We start from the raw sequence: 15,966 nt of genomic DNA, 5'->3' as shown, positions 1-15,966 counted from the left end.
GTGGCATACGTTGCACAAGAACCCTGCAAACCGGAAACGTCGTCCTGGTTGAACCTTTCAGCTGCAAGCTGTCTGGCTCAAACCGGCGCACTCATCCACTGCCACAATAACAATTAGTCTCAAGTCTAACACGGACGGGTCCCAGCCCTTAATCGGCGGGGTTTTACCACTGGAAAGGCCCCGCCCCCACCGAGGTGGGAACGGGGCCTGTCAGTCACTCAGCTCAGCGGAAGTCGCTGCCGAGATCGTAGTCATCCAGCGGGATGGCGTGGAACTCGGGAGCTCCGTCGCCGCCCAGCGAGTCGTAGGAGAAGTCACTGAATGCGCTGGGGCCGGTGAACAGGTTGGCCTTTGCTTCTTCAGTGGGTTCCACGGTGACCTCGGTGTAGCGCGGGAGACCCGTGCCGGCCGGGATGAGCTTACCGATGATGACGTTTTCCTTGAGGCCGAGCAGCGGATCGCTCTTGCCTTCCATGGCCGCCTGCGTCAGAACGCGGGTGGTCTCCTGGAAGGAAGCTGCGGACAGCCAGGACTCGGTCGCCAGGGACGCCTTGGTGATGCCCATGAGCTCGGGACGCCCGGATGCCGGCGTCTTGCCCTCGGACACAACGCGGCGGTTGGCCTCTTCGAAACGGCTGCGTTCGGCGAGCTCGCCGGGCAGCAGGTCCGATTCGCCGGACTCGATGACCGTGACGCGGCGCAGCATCTGGCGGACGATAACCTCGACGTGCTTGTCGTGGATACCGATGCCCTGGCTGCGGTACACGCCCTGGACTTCGTCCACCAGGAACTTCTGCGCGGCACGGGGACCCATGATGCGCAGCACCTGCTTGGGGTCGACCGGGCCGTTGATGAGCTTCTGGCCAACGCTGACGTGATCGCCGTCTTCGATGAGAAGACGTGAACGGCGCAGCACCGGGTAGGCGATCTCTTCAGATCCGTCATCCGGGGTGATGACCAGGCGCATCTGGCGCTCGGACTCTTCGATGGTGATGCGGCCGGCTGCTTCAGCAATCGGTGCGACACCCTTCGGAGTACGGGCTTCGAAGAGCTCCTGGATACGGGGCAGACCCTGGGTGATGTCGTCGCCACCGCTGGCGGAAACAGCACCACCGGTGTGGAACGTACGCATGGTCAGCTGGGTACCCGGCTCACCGATGGACTGCGCGGCAATGATGCCCACGGCCTCACCGATGTCGACGGTCTTGCCAGTGGCCAGCGAACGGCCGTAGCACAGGGCGCAGGTGCCGACGCTGGACTCACAGGTGAGTACAGAGCGGACCTTGACCTCGGTGATGCCGGCTGCGAACAGTTCGGCAATGACGACGTCGCCGCAGTCGGTGCCGGCAGCTGCCAGGACCTTGCCCTTGGAGTCGACGACGTCGACGGCCAGGGTGCGGGCGTAGGCGCTGTTCTCGACGTTCTCGTCCAGGACGAGGACGCCGTTGGCGTCGGCCACGGCGATGGCGGTCATCAGGCCGCGCTCGGTACCGCAGTCCTCTTCGCGGACAATGACGTCCTGCGACACGTCCACCAGACGACGGGTCAGGTAACCCGAGTTGGCGGTACGCAGGGCGGTGTCAGCCAGACCCTTACGGGCACCGTGCGTGGCGATGAAGTATTCCAGCACCGAGAGGCCCTCGCGGTAGGAGGACTTGATCGGACGCGGGATGATTTCACCCTTAGGGTTGGCCACCAGGCCACGGATACCCGCGATCTGACGGACCTGCATCCAGTTACCACGTGCGCCCGAGGACACCATGCGGTTGATCGTGTTCATCGGAGACAGGCTGTCACGCATCGCCTGGGCGATCTCGTTCGTTGCCTTGTTCCAGATCTCGATCAGTTCCTGGCGACGCTCGTCGTCGTCGATCAGGCCCTTGTCGTACTGGCCCTGGATCTTGGCGGCCATGGTCTCGTAACCGGCGAGGATCCGCGGCTTGTCCGTGGGCACCTCGATGTCGGAGATGGCAACGGTCACGCCGGAGCGGGTGGCCCAGTAGAAACCGGCATCCTTCAGGTTGTCCAGCGTTGCCGCCGTGATCACCTTCGGGTAGCGCTCGGCGAGGTCGTTGACGATCCGGGACAGCTCGCCCTTGTCGGCAACATCCTCAACCCACGGGTAATCCGCGGGCAGCGTCTGGTTGAAGATGACCTGGCCGAGGGAGGTCTCGACCAGTGCCATCTGACCGGGCTCCCAGCCCTCCGGGGCTTCCCAGCCGGCGTAAGGCACGAAGCCCTCGAGCCGGATCTTGACCTTGGAGTTCAGGTGCAGCTCGTGAAGGTCGTAGGCCATGATGGCTTCCGCGACCGAGGAGAAGATCCGGCCTTCGCCAGCTGAACCGACACGCTTGGTGGTCAGGTGGTAGAGACCGATGATCATATCCTGCGACGGCAGGGTCACCGGGCGGCCGTCAGACGGCTTCAGGATGTTGTTCGAGGAGAGCATCAGGATGCGGGCCTCGGCCTGGGCCTCGGGGCTCAGCGGCAGGTGGACTGCCATCTGGTCGCCGTCGAAGTCGGCGTTGAAAGCGCCACAAACCAGCGGGTGCAGCTGGATTGCCTTGCCTTCAACAAGCTGCGGCTCGAACGCCTGGATGCCGAGACGGTGCAGGGTAGGTGCACGGTTCAGCAGCACGGGGTGCTCGGTGATGATCTCTTCGAGGACGTCCCAGACCTGCGGACGGTAACGCTCCACCATGCGCTTGGCCGACTTGATGTTCTGGGCGTGGTTGAGGTCCACCAGGCGCTTCATCACGAACGGCTTGAAGAGCTCCAGGGCCATCTGCTTGGGCAGACCACACTGGTGCAGCTTCAGCTGCGGGCCGACGACGATGACCGAACGGCCGGAGTAGTCGACGCGCTTGCCGAGGAGGTTCTGGCGGAAACGGCCCTGCTTGCCCTTGAGCATGTCGCTCAGGGACTTCAGCGGACGGTTGCCCGGTCCGGTGACCGGACGGCCGCGGCGGCCGTTGTCGAAGAGGCTGTCAACAGCTTCCTGAAGCATGCGCTTCTCGTTGTTGACGATGATCTCCGGAGCACCGAGGTCAAGCAGGCGCTTGAGGCGGTTGTTGCGGTTGATCACGCGGCGGTAGAGGTCGTTGAGGTCGGAGGTCGCGAAGCGGCCACCGTCCAGCTGGACCATCGGGCGCAGTTCCGGCGGGATCACCGGGACGGCGTCCAGCACCATGCCGAGCGGGCTGTTGTTGGTCGTCAGGAACGCGTTGACCACCTTGAGCCGCTTCAGGGCGCGGGTCTTGCGCTGGCCCTTGCCGTTGGCGATGATGTCGCGCAGCATGTCCGACTCGGCCTGCATGTCGAAGTTCTCAAGACGCTTCTTGATGGCCTCGGCACCCATGGAGCCTTCGAAGTACATGCCGTAGCGGTCGCGCAGTTCGCGGTACAGGCCTTCGTCACCTTCGAGGTCGGCGACCTTGAGGTTCTTGAAGCGGTCCCAGACCTGCTCGAGGCGCTCGATTTCGGCGTCGGCACGCTTGCGGACGTTCGCCATCTGGCGGTCAGCGGAGTCGCGGGCCTTCTTCTTGTCGGCAGCCTTCGCGCCTTCGCCTTCGAGACGGGCAAGCTCGTTCTCAAGGTCGCGGGCGATCGTGGCGATGTCCGAGTCGCGGTTGTCGATCAGCTGCTTCTTCTCGATGTCGTGCTCAACCTGGAGGTTGGGCAGTTCTTCGTGGCGGCTGTCGGCGTCGACGCTCGTGATCATGTAGGCGGCGAAGTAGATGACCTTTTCGAGGTCCTTCGGTGCCAGGTCAAGGAGGTAGCCCAGACGGGAGGGAACACCCTTGAAGTACCAGATGTGCGTGACCGGGGCGGCGAGTTCGATGTGGCCCATGCGCTCACGGCGGACCTTCGCACGGGTGACCTCAACGCCACACCGCTCGCAGATGATGCCCTTGAAGCGCACGCGTTTGTACTTACCGCAGTAGCATTCCCAGTCGCGGGACGGGCCGAAGATCTTCTCGCAGAAGAGGCCGTCCTTCTCGGGCTTGAGCGTGCGGTAGTTGATGGTTTCCGGCTTCTTAACCTCGCCGTACGACCAGCCACGGATGTCTTCCGCGGTGGCGAGGCCGATCTGCATGAGGCCGAAGGAGGATTCGCTGGACATATGGTCCCTGTTCTCTCTTGTTCTCTAAATTCTGAAGTCTTGGGTTACGGGAAGAGGGAGGTGGCTTACGACGGCGAGTGCGAACCCGCCGTCGTAAACCCCCTGCTAAACCTCTTCTACGGAACTGGGCTCTGCACGAGACAGATCGATGCCCAGTTCTTCCGCAGCCGTGAAGACTGCGTCATCAGAGTCACGCATTTCAATTGTGGTTCCGTCCGTGGAAAGCACTTCCACGTTCAGGCACAGCGACTGCATTTCCTTGATCAAGACCTTGAAGGACTCAGGAACGCCCGGCTCGGGGATGTTCTCGCCCTTGACGATGGCTTCGTAGACCTTCACACGACCGTGGATATCATCCGACTTGATCGTCAGCAGTTCCTGGAGCGTGTACGCGGCGCCGTAAGCTTCGAGCGCCCACACTTCCATTTCACCGAAGCGCTGGCCACCGAACTGTGCCTTACCACCCAGCGGCTGCTGCGTGATCATGGAGTACGGGCCGGTGGAGCGGGCGTGGATCTTGTCGTCCACCAGGTGGTGGAGCTTCAGGATGTACATGTAGCCGACCGAGATCGGATCCGGGAACGGCTCGCCGGAGCGGCCGTCGAACAGACGGGTCTTGCCGGAAGAGTTGATCAGGCGGTCGCCGTCGCGGGTGACGTTGGTGGAATCGAGCAGGCCCGTGATTTCCTCTTCACGCGCACCGTCGAAGACCGGCGTCGCCACAGTGGTCTGGCCACTCTCGCGCGGCAGGTTCGGCAGCTGCTTGACCCACTCGGGCTCGCCCTCGATCTTCCAGCCGGTCTTGGCAACCCAGCCGAGGTGCGTTTCCAGCACCTGGCCGACGTTCATGCGGCCCGGAACACCCAGCGGGTTCAGGACGATATCAACGGGGGTGCCGTCGGCAAGGAAGGGCATGTCCTCGATCGGAAGGATCTTGGAGATAACACCCTTGTTGCCGTGGCGGCCGGCAAGCTTGTCGCCGTCGGTGATCTTGCGCTTGGCAGCGACGTAGACGCGCACCAGCTGGTTGACGCCCGGGGGCAGCTCGTCGTCGTTGTCGCGGTCGAAGACGCGGACACCGATCACGGTGCCGGACTCGCCGTGCGGCACCTTCAGGGAGGTGTCGCGCACTTCGCGGGACTTCTCACCGAAGATGGCGCGCAGCAGGCGCTCTTCCGGGGTCAGCTCGGTCTCGCCCTTGGGGGTGACCTTACCGACCAGGATGTCGCCGGCCTCAACCTCGGCACCGATGTGGATGATGCCGCGCTCGTCCAGGCCTGCCAGGACTTCCTCAGACACGTTCGGGATGTCACGGGTGATTTCCTCGGCACCAAGCTTGGTGTCGCGGGCATCGATCTCGTGCTCCTCGATGTGGATCGAGGACAGGACGTCCTCGGCCACGATGCGCTGGGAGAGGATGATGGCATCTTCGAAGTTGTGGCCTTCCCATGACATGAATGCCACGAGCAGGTTCTTACCGAGGGCGAGCTCGCCCTGGTCCGTTGCCGGGCCGTCAGCGATGATGCCGCCGACCTCCAGGCGCTGGCCTTCGCTTACCAGGACACGGTGGTTGTAGCAGTTGCCCTGGTTGGAACGGGCGAACTTGTTGATGCGGTAGTTGGTTTCCGTACCGTCGTCGTTGAGCATGATGACCAGCTCAGCGGAGACCTCGGTAACCACACCGGCCTTCTTGGCGATGACAACGTCACCGGCGTCGACGGCTGCGGCGCGCTCCATGCCGGTACCGACGAACGGTGCCTCGGAACGGACCAGCGGCACGGCCTGGCGCTGCATGTTGGCACCCATGAGTGCACGGTTGGCATCGTCATGCTCGAGGAACGGGATCAGGGCGGTAGCCACAGACACCATCTGGCGCGGGGAAACGTCCATGAACTCGACGTCGGCGGCGGGAACCAGCACAGGCTCGCCTCCACCACCGCGGGCACGGACCAGGACGGTCTCTTCCGCGAAACGCTTGTTCTCGTCGAGCGGTGCGTTGGCCTGTGCGATCAGGACCTCGGCTTCGTCGTCGGCCGTGAGGTACTTGACCTCATCGGAGACGACACCCTCGGCGACAAGGCGGTACGGGGTTTCGATGAAACCGAACGGGTTGATGCGTCCGTAGGAAGCCAGCGAACCGATCAGACCAATGTTCGGGCCTTCAGGAGTTTCGATGGGGCACATACGTCCGTAGTGGGACGGGTGCACGTCACGAACTTCCATGCCGGCACGGTCACGGGACAGACCACCCGGGCCAAGCGCGGACAGGCGGCGCTTGTGGGTCAGACCCGAGAGCGGGTTGTTCTGGTCCATGAACTGGGACAGCTGGGAAGTTCCGAAGAACTCCTTGATGGCTGCCACGACGGGACGGATGTTGATCAGGGTCTGCGGCGTGATGGCCTCGACGTCCTGGGTCGTCATGCGTTCGCGGACAACGCGCTCCATGCGGGACAGGCCGGTGCGGACCTGGTTCTCGATGAGCTCGCCGACGGCGCGGATGCGGCGGTTGCCGAAGTGGTCGATGTCATCGATCTCGACGCGGAGCTCGTGGTCCTGGCCGTCGCGCTTGCCCATGAGGGTCTTCTCGCCGGCGTGCAGCGCAACCAGGAACTTGATCATGGCCACGATGTCTTCAACGTGCAGGACCGAAGCTTCCTTGTCGCCAAGGGAGCGGTCGATGCCAAGCTTGCGGTTGATCTTGTAACGGCCGACCTTGGCCAGATCGTAGCGCTTGGAGTTGAAGTACAGGTTGTCCAGCAGGGACTGGGCAGCCTCAACCGTGGGCGGCTCGCCCGGTCGCAGCTTCCGGTAGATGTCCAGCAACGCGTCTTCGCGGGTCTCGGTGGCGTCCTTCTCCAGCGTGGCGCGCATGGAGTCGTACTGGCCGAATTCCTCGAGGATCTGGCCTTCGGTCCAGCCGAGGGCCTTCAGCAGCACGGTGACGGACTGCTTGCGCTTGCGGTCAAGACGGACGCCGACCTGGTCGCGCTTGTCGATTTCGAGCTCGAACCAGGCGCCGCGGGAGGGGATGATCTTCGCGGTGAAGATGTCCTTGTCGCTGGTCTTGTCGGCGGTGCGCTCAAAGTAGGCGCCCGGCGAGCGGACCAGCTGGGAGACGACGACACGCTCGGTGCCGTTGACGACGAAGGTGCCCTTCTCGGTCATCAGCGGGAAGTCACCCATGAACACGGTCTGCTGCTTGATTTCGCCCGTGTTGTTGTTCATGAACTCGGCCTTGACGTACAGCGGAGCCGAGTACGTTGCGTCCCGGTCCTTGCACTCAGCCATGGTGTATTTGGGGTCAGCGAACTCCGGCTCGGAGAAGCTCAGGGACATGGTGCCCTGGAAGTCTTCGATCGGGGAGATCTCTTCGAAGATGTCGGACAGACCCGAGGAGGTGGCGACGCTGAGGTCGCCTTCTTCGACGGCCTTCGCAACGCGCGCCTGCCAGCGTTCGTTCCCGACCAGCCAGTCAAAGCTGTCGGTTTGCAGGGCGAGCAGATTCGGAACATCAAGGGGTTCGTGAATCTTTGCGAATGAGAGCCGGCGGGTTGCACCGTCGGTGCTGTCGGCATTGATAGCGGTAGCGTTGTTTACATTAGAGGTGCTCGAGGCGACCAAGAGGGATCCTTCCACAGACCTTCAGGCGTTGTCAGATCTCCCCCGTTATGCACTCTGCAGAATGACTCCGCAGCGCTACCAGTCCGGTTCCGCTATATGACCCGGGACCCGCGCTGTCCATAGCTGGTGCACGTGGTAGACGGCACATTGATGGAACAGCTGTCAGGCTAAGCCCACCGCTATATGAAGGCTGAAGGTAAACAGGGAAGACGCAAATATCTACGATACGGCAAAGCAACCTACTTGTCTACCCCACTTCCGGCGGGATTGCAAGCACGAAGTTTGGCGGAATTTCCCCGACTCTTCGCGGCGACGGTGTCCACCCTGCCGAATGGATAGGTGACGGGGCTCACGATAACGTAGACATAAGTCGAAAGTAGATCGGAAGAAAACACCATGAGCAATCCTGCAGACAACAACGATGTTGTCATTCTCGCCGCAGCCCGCACCCCCCAGGGGCGCCTGAACGGGCAGCTGGCCAGCTTCACCGCCGTCGAGCTCGGCACCCACGCCATCCGCGCGGCCCTGGCCGCCAGCGGCGTCAAGGCCGACCAGGTGGACAGCGTGATCATCGGCCAGGTCCTGCAGGCCGGCGCGGGCCAGAACCCTGCGCGCCAGAGCGCCATCGGCGCCGGCATCGGCTGGAACGTGCCGACGGTGACCATCAACAAGGTCTGCCTCTCGGGCCTCACCGCCGTGATCGACGCCGCCCGGATGATCCGCAGCGGGGACGCCACGGTGGTGGTCGCCGGCGGCCAGGAGTCCATGACCCGCGCACCTCACGTGCTGCCCGGTTCCCGGCAGGGCTGGGCGTACGGCACGGTCCAGGCCCTGGACGTGGCCGCGCACGACGGCCTGACCGACGCCTTCGACGGGCAGTCCATGGGACTGTCGACCGAGAGCAAGAACCTGACCCTCGGCATTGACCGGGCCTCCCAGGACGAGGTGGCGGCCCAGTCGCACCAGCGTGCCGCCCGGGCCGCGAAGGACGGCGTCTTCGACGGCGAGATCGCCCCGATGAGCGTCAAGCAGCGCAAGGGCGATCCGATCGCCGTCACCTCCGACGAGGGCATCCGGCCGGACACGACCGTCGAGTCGCTGGCCGGCCTGCGCGCGGCGTTCGTCACGGACGGAACCATCACCGCCGGCAACTCCTCTCCCCTGTCCGACGGCGCTGCCGCCCTGGTGCTGAGCAGCCGGAAGTTCGCCGAGGACAACGGCCTCGAGTATCTCGCGGTGGTCGGCAAGCCGGGCCAGGTCGCCGGTCCGGACAACTCGCTGCATTCCCAGCCGTCGAACGCCATCAAGAACGCCCTGGACAAGGCCGGCTGGTCCGCCGCGGACCTCGACTTCATCGAAATCAACGAGGCTTTCGGCTCCGTCGCGGTGCAGTCCCTGAAGGACCTCAACTATCCGCTGGAGCAGTGCAACATCCATGGCGGGGCCATCGCCCTGGGCCACCCGATCGGGGCCTCCGGGGCCCGGCTGGCCCTGCACGCGGCCCACGAACTCAAGCGCCGGGGTACCGGCAAGGCAGCCGTGTCCCTGTGCGGCGGCGGCGGCCAGGGCGAAGCGCTGCTGCTGTACCGCGACTAAGACCGGTAACCGGCGGGCCGGGCGGGCCCGGACCACAGGGCGGCCCGGCGGACCGGGAACAGCCGCCAGGAGTCAGGAAGGTTTGACGCGATGCCAGAGCGGAAAACAACCAGCGGCCGCGAACGGTTCCTCGCCGACGCCGCGGCGCGGGGGCTGGACGTGGAGATCGTCGAACGCCTCGCTGCCCGCAGCCTTGAGGAGGCGGCCGGTATCCTCGGGATCCGGCCCGCGGATATCGTGAAGTCGCTCGTGGTCAAGCACAAGGACGGCAGTTTCCTGTTCGCGCTGGTCCCCGGAGACCGGCAGATTTCCTGGCCCAAGCTGCGGGCGCTGCTGGGCGTCAACAAGCTCTCGCTGCCGGCGGCGGATACGGCTTTCGAGGCCACCGGGTACGAGCGCGGGACCATCACGCCGCTCGGCAGCATCCGCCCCTGGCCCGTCTACGCCGACCAGACCATCACGGGCCGGCGGATCTCCATGGGCGCAGGGGAACATGGCTACAGCGCGTTCGTGGACGCGGATGCCCTGACGGCGGCGCTGGGCGCCGTCGTCGCCGACATCACTGAACCCAACTAGCGCGCCCGGGTTAACAACAACGCGGGGTCAGTTCGGGCCCATCCGGACGGTCGGGATGGGCCGGAAGTGACCCCGCGTTGCTGTTTGACCGGGCGTCAGGCCGTAACCGTGAGGGGTGCCCCGATGACGGTGAGGCGCCAGTTGGCCTGGCTGAACACGGCGACGTCCAAGGTCCCGCGGTCCACGACGTAGTCGATGATGCGCTGCCGGATCTCCTGCTGGCTGTTGGACAGCACGGGCGCGCTCTTCACGGCCGGGAAGTTGCCGCCCCCGCTCTGCCGGTAGTTGTTGATGGCCAGCGCGAATTCCTGCTCGAGCCGCAGCGGCTCGCCACCGTAGGTCAGCTTGACGATCCGGTCCCCTGCCGGCCGGGCGAGGTCGATCTCGTAGTTCAGCGGCGCGTCCAGGCCGTAGACAACGTCGTAGTTGTAGTCCGGCGTGCCGTTCGGTGCCGTGGCGGTCACGGCATTGGTGACGTCCTGGGCCCTGGCCGTGGTAGCGGTCACCGGTTTGAAGTATTGGGCGGACCACTCCAGGTATGCCTTGACCTGCGCGCCAGTGACCTTGACGGAGAGCAGCGTGTTGTCGAAGATGTACAGCCCTGCGACGTCGCGGATGGTGAGCGCCCCGGCCTTGACATCAACGGCGCGGGAGAAGGCCGCGGCAATGGACAGTACGGGCAGCCCGGCCGCGGGACCGTTGGCCAGCTCAGCCTTGATGGTGCTCGCCTGGACGTAGTTGATGGCGTCGATCGCTGCGGAGTCCTCCCAGCAGGCGGTGGCCGTGCTGAGCGGTGCCGTGGAGGTTCCGATGACCTCATTGACGTAGTTCACCGTGGCCTCATGCCCGGCCTGCACGGCCCGGACGACGGCGGGATCCGGGTTCACCGTCTTGGCGTCCAGCAAGTGCGCATGCGCCGACGTGACGGCCCACCGCCCCTGCACCTTGGCGAGCTCGAGGTCCATGACAGATACCCGCATGCCCCACTTGAGCGGCTCGGTCAGGAGCACCTGCTTGCCGGTGGCCTTGTTGGTGACGAAACGCTCGGGGATCTCCAGGTGGGCGTGCCCGACCAGGATGGCGTCAATGCCGGGCACTTCCTCCGCCAGTTGGGTGGAGGCGTTCTCCGGGAACGGCAGGGCGTCGCCGTAAGAAGACCCCGGCGTCGCCCCGGAATGGCTCGTGACAATGACGATGTCCGCGCCGGCGGCCTTCACCTGCGGAATGACAGCTTGGGCCTCTTCGACGATGCCGTTGAAATCGAGCCTGCCTTGGACGTTGTCGCGGTCCCAGAGGGCGCAGCCTGGCGTCACGAACCCGACCAGGCCCACCGTCACCCAGCCGTTGTCCGTCTTAACCCGCTTCAGGACGTACGGCGTGAAGGCGCGCTGGCCCGAGACGGCGTCGTGCACGTTGGCGCCCAGGAGCGGAAAGTCCAGCTGCTTCTCCCAGGTGCGCAGCAGTGGAATGCCGTAGTTGAACTCGTGGTTTCCCAGCCCCGCGGCGTCATAGCCGATCGCGTTCATGGCCAGCGCCATGGGGTGTTTCACGGTGGCCGAGATGGGCTGGATTTTGGCGAAGTAGTAGGCCAGGGGCGTGCCCTGGATGGTGTCCCCGGCGTCGATGGTCAAGGTGTTCGCCGCTCCGCGCTCGGCCCGCATTGCGTTGATCAGGGTGGCAGCCTGGGCAATCCCGATCTTGTTCCCGACGGCGTCGGCATAGGGCACGTTCTTGAAGTAGTCCCAGTTGAAGACGTTGTTGTGCAGATCTGTGGTGCCGAGCACTGTCAGCGTGAAGTGCGCCTTGCCGTCCGGCCCGCCCGTGGCCGCCCGTTCGCCAGCGGCTTGGGCTGCGGGGGCTCCCGCCAGTGCGGCTGCGGCAGCGCTGCCGCCGACGAGGGCGGCTGTGAGCATCGCGCGGCGGGAGGGTGCATCGTGTGGGTTCGGCATGGTGGGTGAACTCCTGAACGTAGGGGCCGGTGGGCACAAATCCACAGTCTAGGGGCGGCTTTACAACTGCGACAGGGGTATCAGAAAAACTTTGCCAAATCCTTGGACGCCGTTCATCCCGGGCGACGGGAGCGCTCCAGCCAGCGTGGATTCCGGTCCGGGAACGCAGGAAACCCCGCCCACTGAGTGGACGGGGTTTCCTTTGAGCAGTGCGGACCGCGATGGATCCGGACGGCGGGTGTTACTTGAGGGTAACGCGGGCGCCAGCTTCTTCGAGCTGAGCCTTTGCCTTCTCGGCAGCTTCCTTGGTGGCGCCTTCGAGAACAGCCTTGGGTGCGCTGTCAACCAGGTCCTTGGCTTCCTTGAGGCCCAGGGAGGTGATGGCGCGAACTTCCTTGATCACTGCGATCTTCTTGTCGCCAGCAGCTTCGAGGATGACGTCGAAGTCAGTCTTCTCTTCAGCTTCTTCTGCAGCAGCGGCGGGGCCGGCAACGGCAACGGCAGCAGCAGTAACTTCGAAGGTCTCTTCGAAGAGCTTGACGAACTCGGAGAGCTCGATGATGGTCAGTTCCTTGAAAGCTTCAATGAGCTCTTCGTTGGTGAGCTTCGCCATGGTGTGGCGTCCTTCCTATAGTGGTGCGCGGCGGCCCTGAGGCCCGCTGTCGCACCGGAGTCTTATGGAGAAGAGGACTAGTTCTCTTCGGGGGCTGCGGCTTCGGCCGGTGCTTCGGCCTCGGCTGCTGCATCTGCTGCGGGAGCTTCTTCAGCGGCGGGTGCTTCGGCTGCTGCCGGTGCACCGTTCTCTTCTTCAAGCTTGAGGCGCAGTGCGTCGATGATGCGTACAGCGGCGGCAGCAGGAGCCTTGAGGATCCCTGCAACCTTGGCGAGCTGCAGCTCACGGGACTCGAGTGCTGCCAGGGCAGCAACTTCGCTGGCGTTCAGTGCCTTGCCCTCGAAGTAACCGGTCTTGATGACCAGCTGCTTGTTGGCCTTGGCAAAATCCGTCAGGCTCTTGGCAGCTGCAACTGCGTCACCCTTGATGAACGCGATTGCAGTGGGGCCGGCGAGCTGACCGTCGAATGCTTCGACACCAGCTTCCTTGGCTGCAATGGCGGTCAGGGTGTTCTTGACGACCGAGAACTTGGTTTCCTGGCCGAGAGAGACACGCAGCTGCTTGAGCTGTGCAACGGTGAGCCCGCGGTATTCGGTCAGGACAGCGGCGTTCGATTCCTTGAAATCGTTAGTGATCTCAGCTACTGCTGAAACCTTGCTAGGCGTTGCCATAACCCTCCTTCCGGGGATAGTGCCGGTATGTCCGGGTCCCCGCTCAAAAGAGCTAAAAACTAAAAAACGCCCCGCGCAGATGCACGGGGCTTGTCTCGACGCGGTCCATGACCGCGGAGCTTTGCTTCGTTCACCTGCGCCGGCCGCCCTATGTTCAGGGTCCTTCGTCCGGAAATCCACTGCGCTCTCCCGGCGCGACTGCAGAAGTGAGTCTTGCTTGGGAGAGTGGATTTCCAACAACCGACGGTCTTTGGTCCTCCAAGCTTACGGGACACGGCGCGCGTGTTCCAAATCGGGCCCGGCGGGCAGTGCTGGGTGAACAGCCCTCAGCTGACAGCCGGTCCGAAGTTGGGGAGTTCTTTTTGCCAGAGACCCGTCACGCCCGCTGTCGTGAAGCCCAGCTGCTGGTTGACCTTCAGGAGGTAGCGGTTCTCCGGGGCGTTCCACGTGTACAGGACCCGGGCGTCCGGGAACTGTTCGCTGAGCCGTTCCATGTTGGCGACCTTGATCAGCAGCCCGAGCTTGTTGCCGCGGTGTTCCTGCAGCACTACCGTGTCGTCCTGGAAGACGACGTCCGGGCGCAGGGCCAGGACACTGATGGTGGTCAGGCCCACGAGCGTTCCGCTGGCGATGTGCTCGACGGCGGTGACCACCGTCCGGCGGCCCTGGGCTATGGTGACTTCCTCCGCTTCCCGGAGGATGCCGCCGTCGAACACCATTTCCTGGGCATCCGGCCCCGGCACTTCGTCCTCGCCTGCCTGGTTTTCCAGCGCGGCGACGGCCTCGAGCCACTGGTCAGGACACCGGTCCGTCCAGTGGTGCAGACGGTAGCGGCCGGCATTGGCTTCCTCGGCCTCGGCCTCCAGGTCGGCGACGAGCTTGGTGTCCAGCGGCAACGCACAGGAGCTGAACTGCTCGATGTGCTGCAGGGTGTAGCCGGTGTGGCGGGCAAATTCCACGTCACGGCTGCCCAGCGGGACGAACCCGACGCCGCTGCCGGGCACGAGCTGTTCGGTCTCCGGGTCCGTCAGGGTTGATCCCGGGTGGTTGGTGTCGATCAGGATCGTGTGGCGGCCCTCGTCCCGGGCGAAATGTTCGGCGGCCGCCAGCAGCTGCCTCCCCACGCCCTGGCGCCGGAATTCCGGCAGGATGTCGAGCGTGAATTCGGCGAGATCGAGGTTGTCCACCAGCGGCAGGGCGATGTCCGCAGTCCCGACAATCACACCGTCGATCTTGGCGACGAGGATCACCTGTCGTTCGTAGGGGTCCGCCATCTCAAGCAGCTTTTCCTGCGGCGCGTAGGCGAGGTCGTCGGTGCCCCAGGTCTGCATCCGGACCCTGCGCCCCACCTCGATGGCGGCGAGAAAGTCGGCGGAATCGGGCGCGTCAAGGGAATCGGGGATCCACAGCTGCTCAATCCGTACATCGTTTGCCATAGAGGGCATCTTCCCAGCCGTTGTGCCACCCACCATCGGTACGGCCCGGCTCAAACCGGGCTTTCAACCGTCAGCATATGCTGGTTTGGGCCGCTGTTCCATTGGTGACGCCGGGCAGTTTCCGCTCCAGTCTGCGCCCGGCAGCTTCTGCCCAGCCGGCGCCTGGTCAGTTCCGGATCTCATTGCCGGTGGCTGCGTCCGCGGCGGCAGCGGTCCGCTGCCATTCGCCGTCGTAGCCTGCCGGCTTGAAGCCCAACGCGATGTTGATGCCGAGCATATGGTCGTTTTCGGCGGCGTTGTACGTCAGGACGCGCCGGACCGCTGGGTAGGACTCCCGCAGCAGGCGCAGGTTGCGGATCTTGATGAGCATGCCAAGCCGGTGGCCGCGGTGGCCCACAGCGACGAGGGTATCGTCCTGGTTGGCCAGCCAGGGCTTGTCGGCTGTTGTCTGCAGGACGGTATAGGCGGCCAGTTCGCCGCTGGCCCGGTGCCGTGCCGCCACCACGAGGGAGGACTGGCCGGCGCGCCGCCAGGTGTCCTCGACGTGGCGGACCCGGGCGACGTCCCAGATTTCCGGCTCGTAACTCAGCGCACCGGAGGGGGCATCGGTGCTCATGCGGGACATGAGCACCGCGAGCTGGGCGGCATGTTCCTCCGGGCAGGAATCGGTCCAGTGCAGCAGCTCATAGTCCCCCGCGCGGGCCAGGGCGTCCCGTTCCAGGGCGTCGAGGTCCGCGGCGGGCGGGACGTCGAGCGAACTGAACCGTTCGACCTGCTCCAGGCGGTAGCCGGCTTTTCCGGCGAAGCGGACGCCCGGCGCGCCGGCGGGCAGCGCTCCGGTCCCCGTGGCGGGCTTGATGAGGTTGGTGCCATCGACGTCGAAATCGGCCGGGTGCTCGGTGAAGGTCTGCAGGATGGTCCTCCCGTCGGCGGAGGCCAGCGCCTCGGCGTGCTCCAGCAGTGCCCGGCCGATCCCCCGCCCGGCGAAGGCATCCAGGACGCTCACGTGCAGCAGCGCACTGCCCAGATTCTCCTGCAGTTCACAGCGGACCCAGGAGTTGGCCGCCATGCGCCCGTCGACGCGGACGAAGAAGAGCCGCAGCCGGGTGTACGCCGTGTCCCGCCAGTACTGCAGGCGGGCCGCCGCGGACGATGCCCGGTCCAGGTTGCCCCAAGTCTGCAGGATGAGCTCATCACAGAGTTCCATGAATTCGAGGAACTCTGCCGTATCAGCGGCATCGGTGTCGGCAGCATCAAGGCTGGCGGGCAGGGAGAGTTCCTCGATGAGGTACGACGGCGTAGTCACCGGGACAGCCTAACCGGCAAGTCCGGCGGCACCAAGGGTCCCGGATGCCAAACGTTTCGCACGCCACGGGGTCCC

General features: G+C 64.6%; 9 protein-coding genes. 2 read left to right on the top strand and 7 right to left on the bottom strand.

The window, feature by feature from the left end:
* Positions 1–223 precede the first annotated feature (223 nt).
* Both AC1DKN_RS03415 and rpoB read right to left on the bottom strand, forming a co-directional pair.
* On the bottom strand, positions 224–4,123 hold the full coding sequence (locus AC1DKN_RS03415) for a DNA-directed RNA polymerase subunit beta' (protein ID WP_223913813.1): 3,900 nt from the start codon (positions 4,121–4,123) through the stop codon (positions 224–226).
* A 105-nt stretch (positions 4,124–4,228) separates the two neighbouring features.
* Positions 4,229–7,744 (bottom strand): DNA-directed RNA polymerase subunit beta, encoded by a 3,516-nt coding sequence (rpoB, locus tag AC1DKN_RS03410; protein ID WP_028275121.1) that lies wholly within the window; start codon positions 7,742–7,744, stop codon positions 4,229–4,231.
* A 396-nt stretch (positions 7,745–8,140) separates the two neighbouring features.
* On the opposite strand from rpoB, the gene AC1DKN_RS03405 reads away from it, so the two are divergent.
* Complete coding sequence (locus tag AC1DKN_RS03405; protein ID WP_459385405.1) at positions 8,141–9,340, top strand: acetyl-CoA C-acetyltransferase; 1,200 nt, start codon at positions 8,141–8,143, stop codon at positions 9,338–9,340.
* A 90-nt stretch (positions 9,341–9,430) separates the two neighbouring features.
* Complete coding sequence (locus tag AC1DKN_RS03400) at positions 9,431–9,916, top strand: aminoacyl-tRNA deacylase (protein WP_476870467.1); 486 nt, start codon at positions 9,431–9,433, stop codon at positions 9,914–9,916.
* A 95-nt stretch (positions 9,917–10,011) separates the two neighbouring features.
* On the opposite strand, the gene AC1DKN_RS03395 is transcribed toward AC1DKN_RS03400, so the two are convergent.
* The 5 genes from AC1DKN_RS03395 to AC1DKN_RS03375 all read right to left on the bottom strand — a co-directional run bounded on the left by AC1DKN_RS03395 (position 10,012) and on the right by AC1DKN_RS03375 (position 15,891).
* Entirely contained in the window at positions 10,012–11,865 is a 1,854-nt protein-coding gene (locus AC1DKN_RS03395) for a bifunctional metallophosphatase/5'-nucleotidase (RefSeq protein ID WP_476870466.1), read from the bottom strand.
* A gap of 241 nt (positions 11,866–12,106) precedes the next feature.
* Complete coding sequence (gene rplL / locus AC1DKN_RS03390) at positions 12,107–12,478, bottom strand: 50S ribosomal protein L7/L12 (protein ID WP_028276543.1); 372 nt, start codon at positions 12,476–12,478, stop codon at positions 12,107–12,109.
* A 77-nt stretch (positions 12,479–12,555) separates the two neighbouring features.
* Positions 12,556–13,149, bottom strand: coding sequence for a 50S ribosomal protein L10 (rplJ, locus tag AC1DKN_RS03385; protein ID WP_028276542.1), 594 nt, complete (start codon positions 13,147–13,149; stop codon positions 12,556–12,558).
* A gap of 326 nt (positions 13,150–13,475) precedes the next feature.
* A complete protein-coding gene (locus AC1DKN_RS03380; RefSeq protein ID WP_476870465.1) occupies positions 13,476–14,585 on the bottom strand; it encodes a GNAT family N-acetyltransferase in 1,110 nt (369 codons plus the stop codon).
* A 166-nt stretch (positions 14,586–14,751) separates the two neighbouring features.
* On the bottom strand, positions 14,752–15,891 hold the full coding sequence (locus AC1DKN_RS03375) for a GNAT family N-acetyltransferase (protein ID WP_476870464.1): 1,140 nt from the start codon (positions 15,889–15,891) through the stop codon (positions 14,752–14,754).
* Positions 15,892–15,966: the final 75 nt, after the last annotated feature.

The sequence above is a fragment of the Arthrobacter sp. 01N444 genome, assembly GCF_056399305.1.
The sequence above is the reverse complement of the archived record's forward strand: the minus strand, read 5'-3'. Positions and strand labels throughout refer to the sequence as shown.

What these genes read in the sequence shown, in the direction of transcription:
- AC1DKN_RS03415 (WP_223913813.1), bottom strand. Translation starts at nt 4,123, where the DNA reads ATGTCCAGCGAATCCTCCTTCGGCCTCATGCAGATCGGCCTCGCCACC.
- AC1DKN_RS03405 (WP_459385405.1), top strand. Translation starts at nt 8,141, where the DNA reads ATGAGCAATCCTGCAGACAACAACGATGTTGTCATTCTCGCCGCAGCC.
- AC1DKN_RS03400 (WP_476870467.1), top strand. Translation starts at nt 9,431, where the DNA reads ATGCCAGAGCGGAAAACAACCAGCGGCCGCGAACGGTTCCTCGCCGAC.
- AC1DKN_RS03395 (WP_476870466.1), bottom strand. Translation starts at nt 11,865, where the DNA reads ATGCCGAACCCACACGATGCACCCTCCCGCCGCGCGATGCTCACAGCC.
- rplL (WP_028276543.1), bottom strand. Translation starts at nt 12,478, where the DNA reads ATGGCGAAGCTCACCAACGAAGAGCTCATTGAAGCTTTCAAGGAACTG.
- rplJ (WP_028276542.1), bottom strand. Translation starts at nt 13,149, where the DNA reads ATGGCAACGCCTAGCAAGGTTTCAGCAGTAGCTGAGATCACTAACGAT.
- AC1DKN_RS03380 (WP_476870465.1), bottom strand. Translation starts at nt 14,585, where the DNA reads ATGGCAAACGATGTACGGATTGAGCAGCTGTGGATCCCCGATTCCCTT.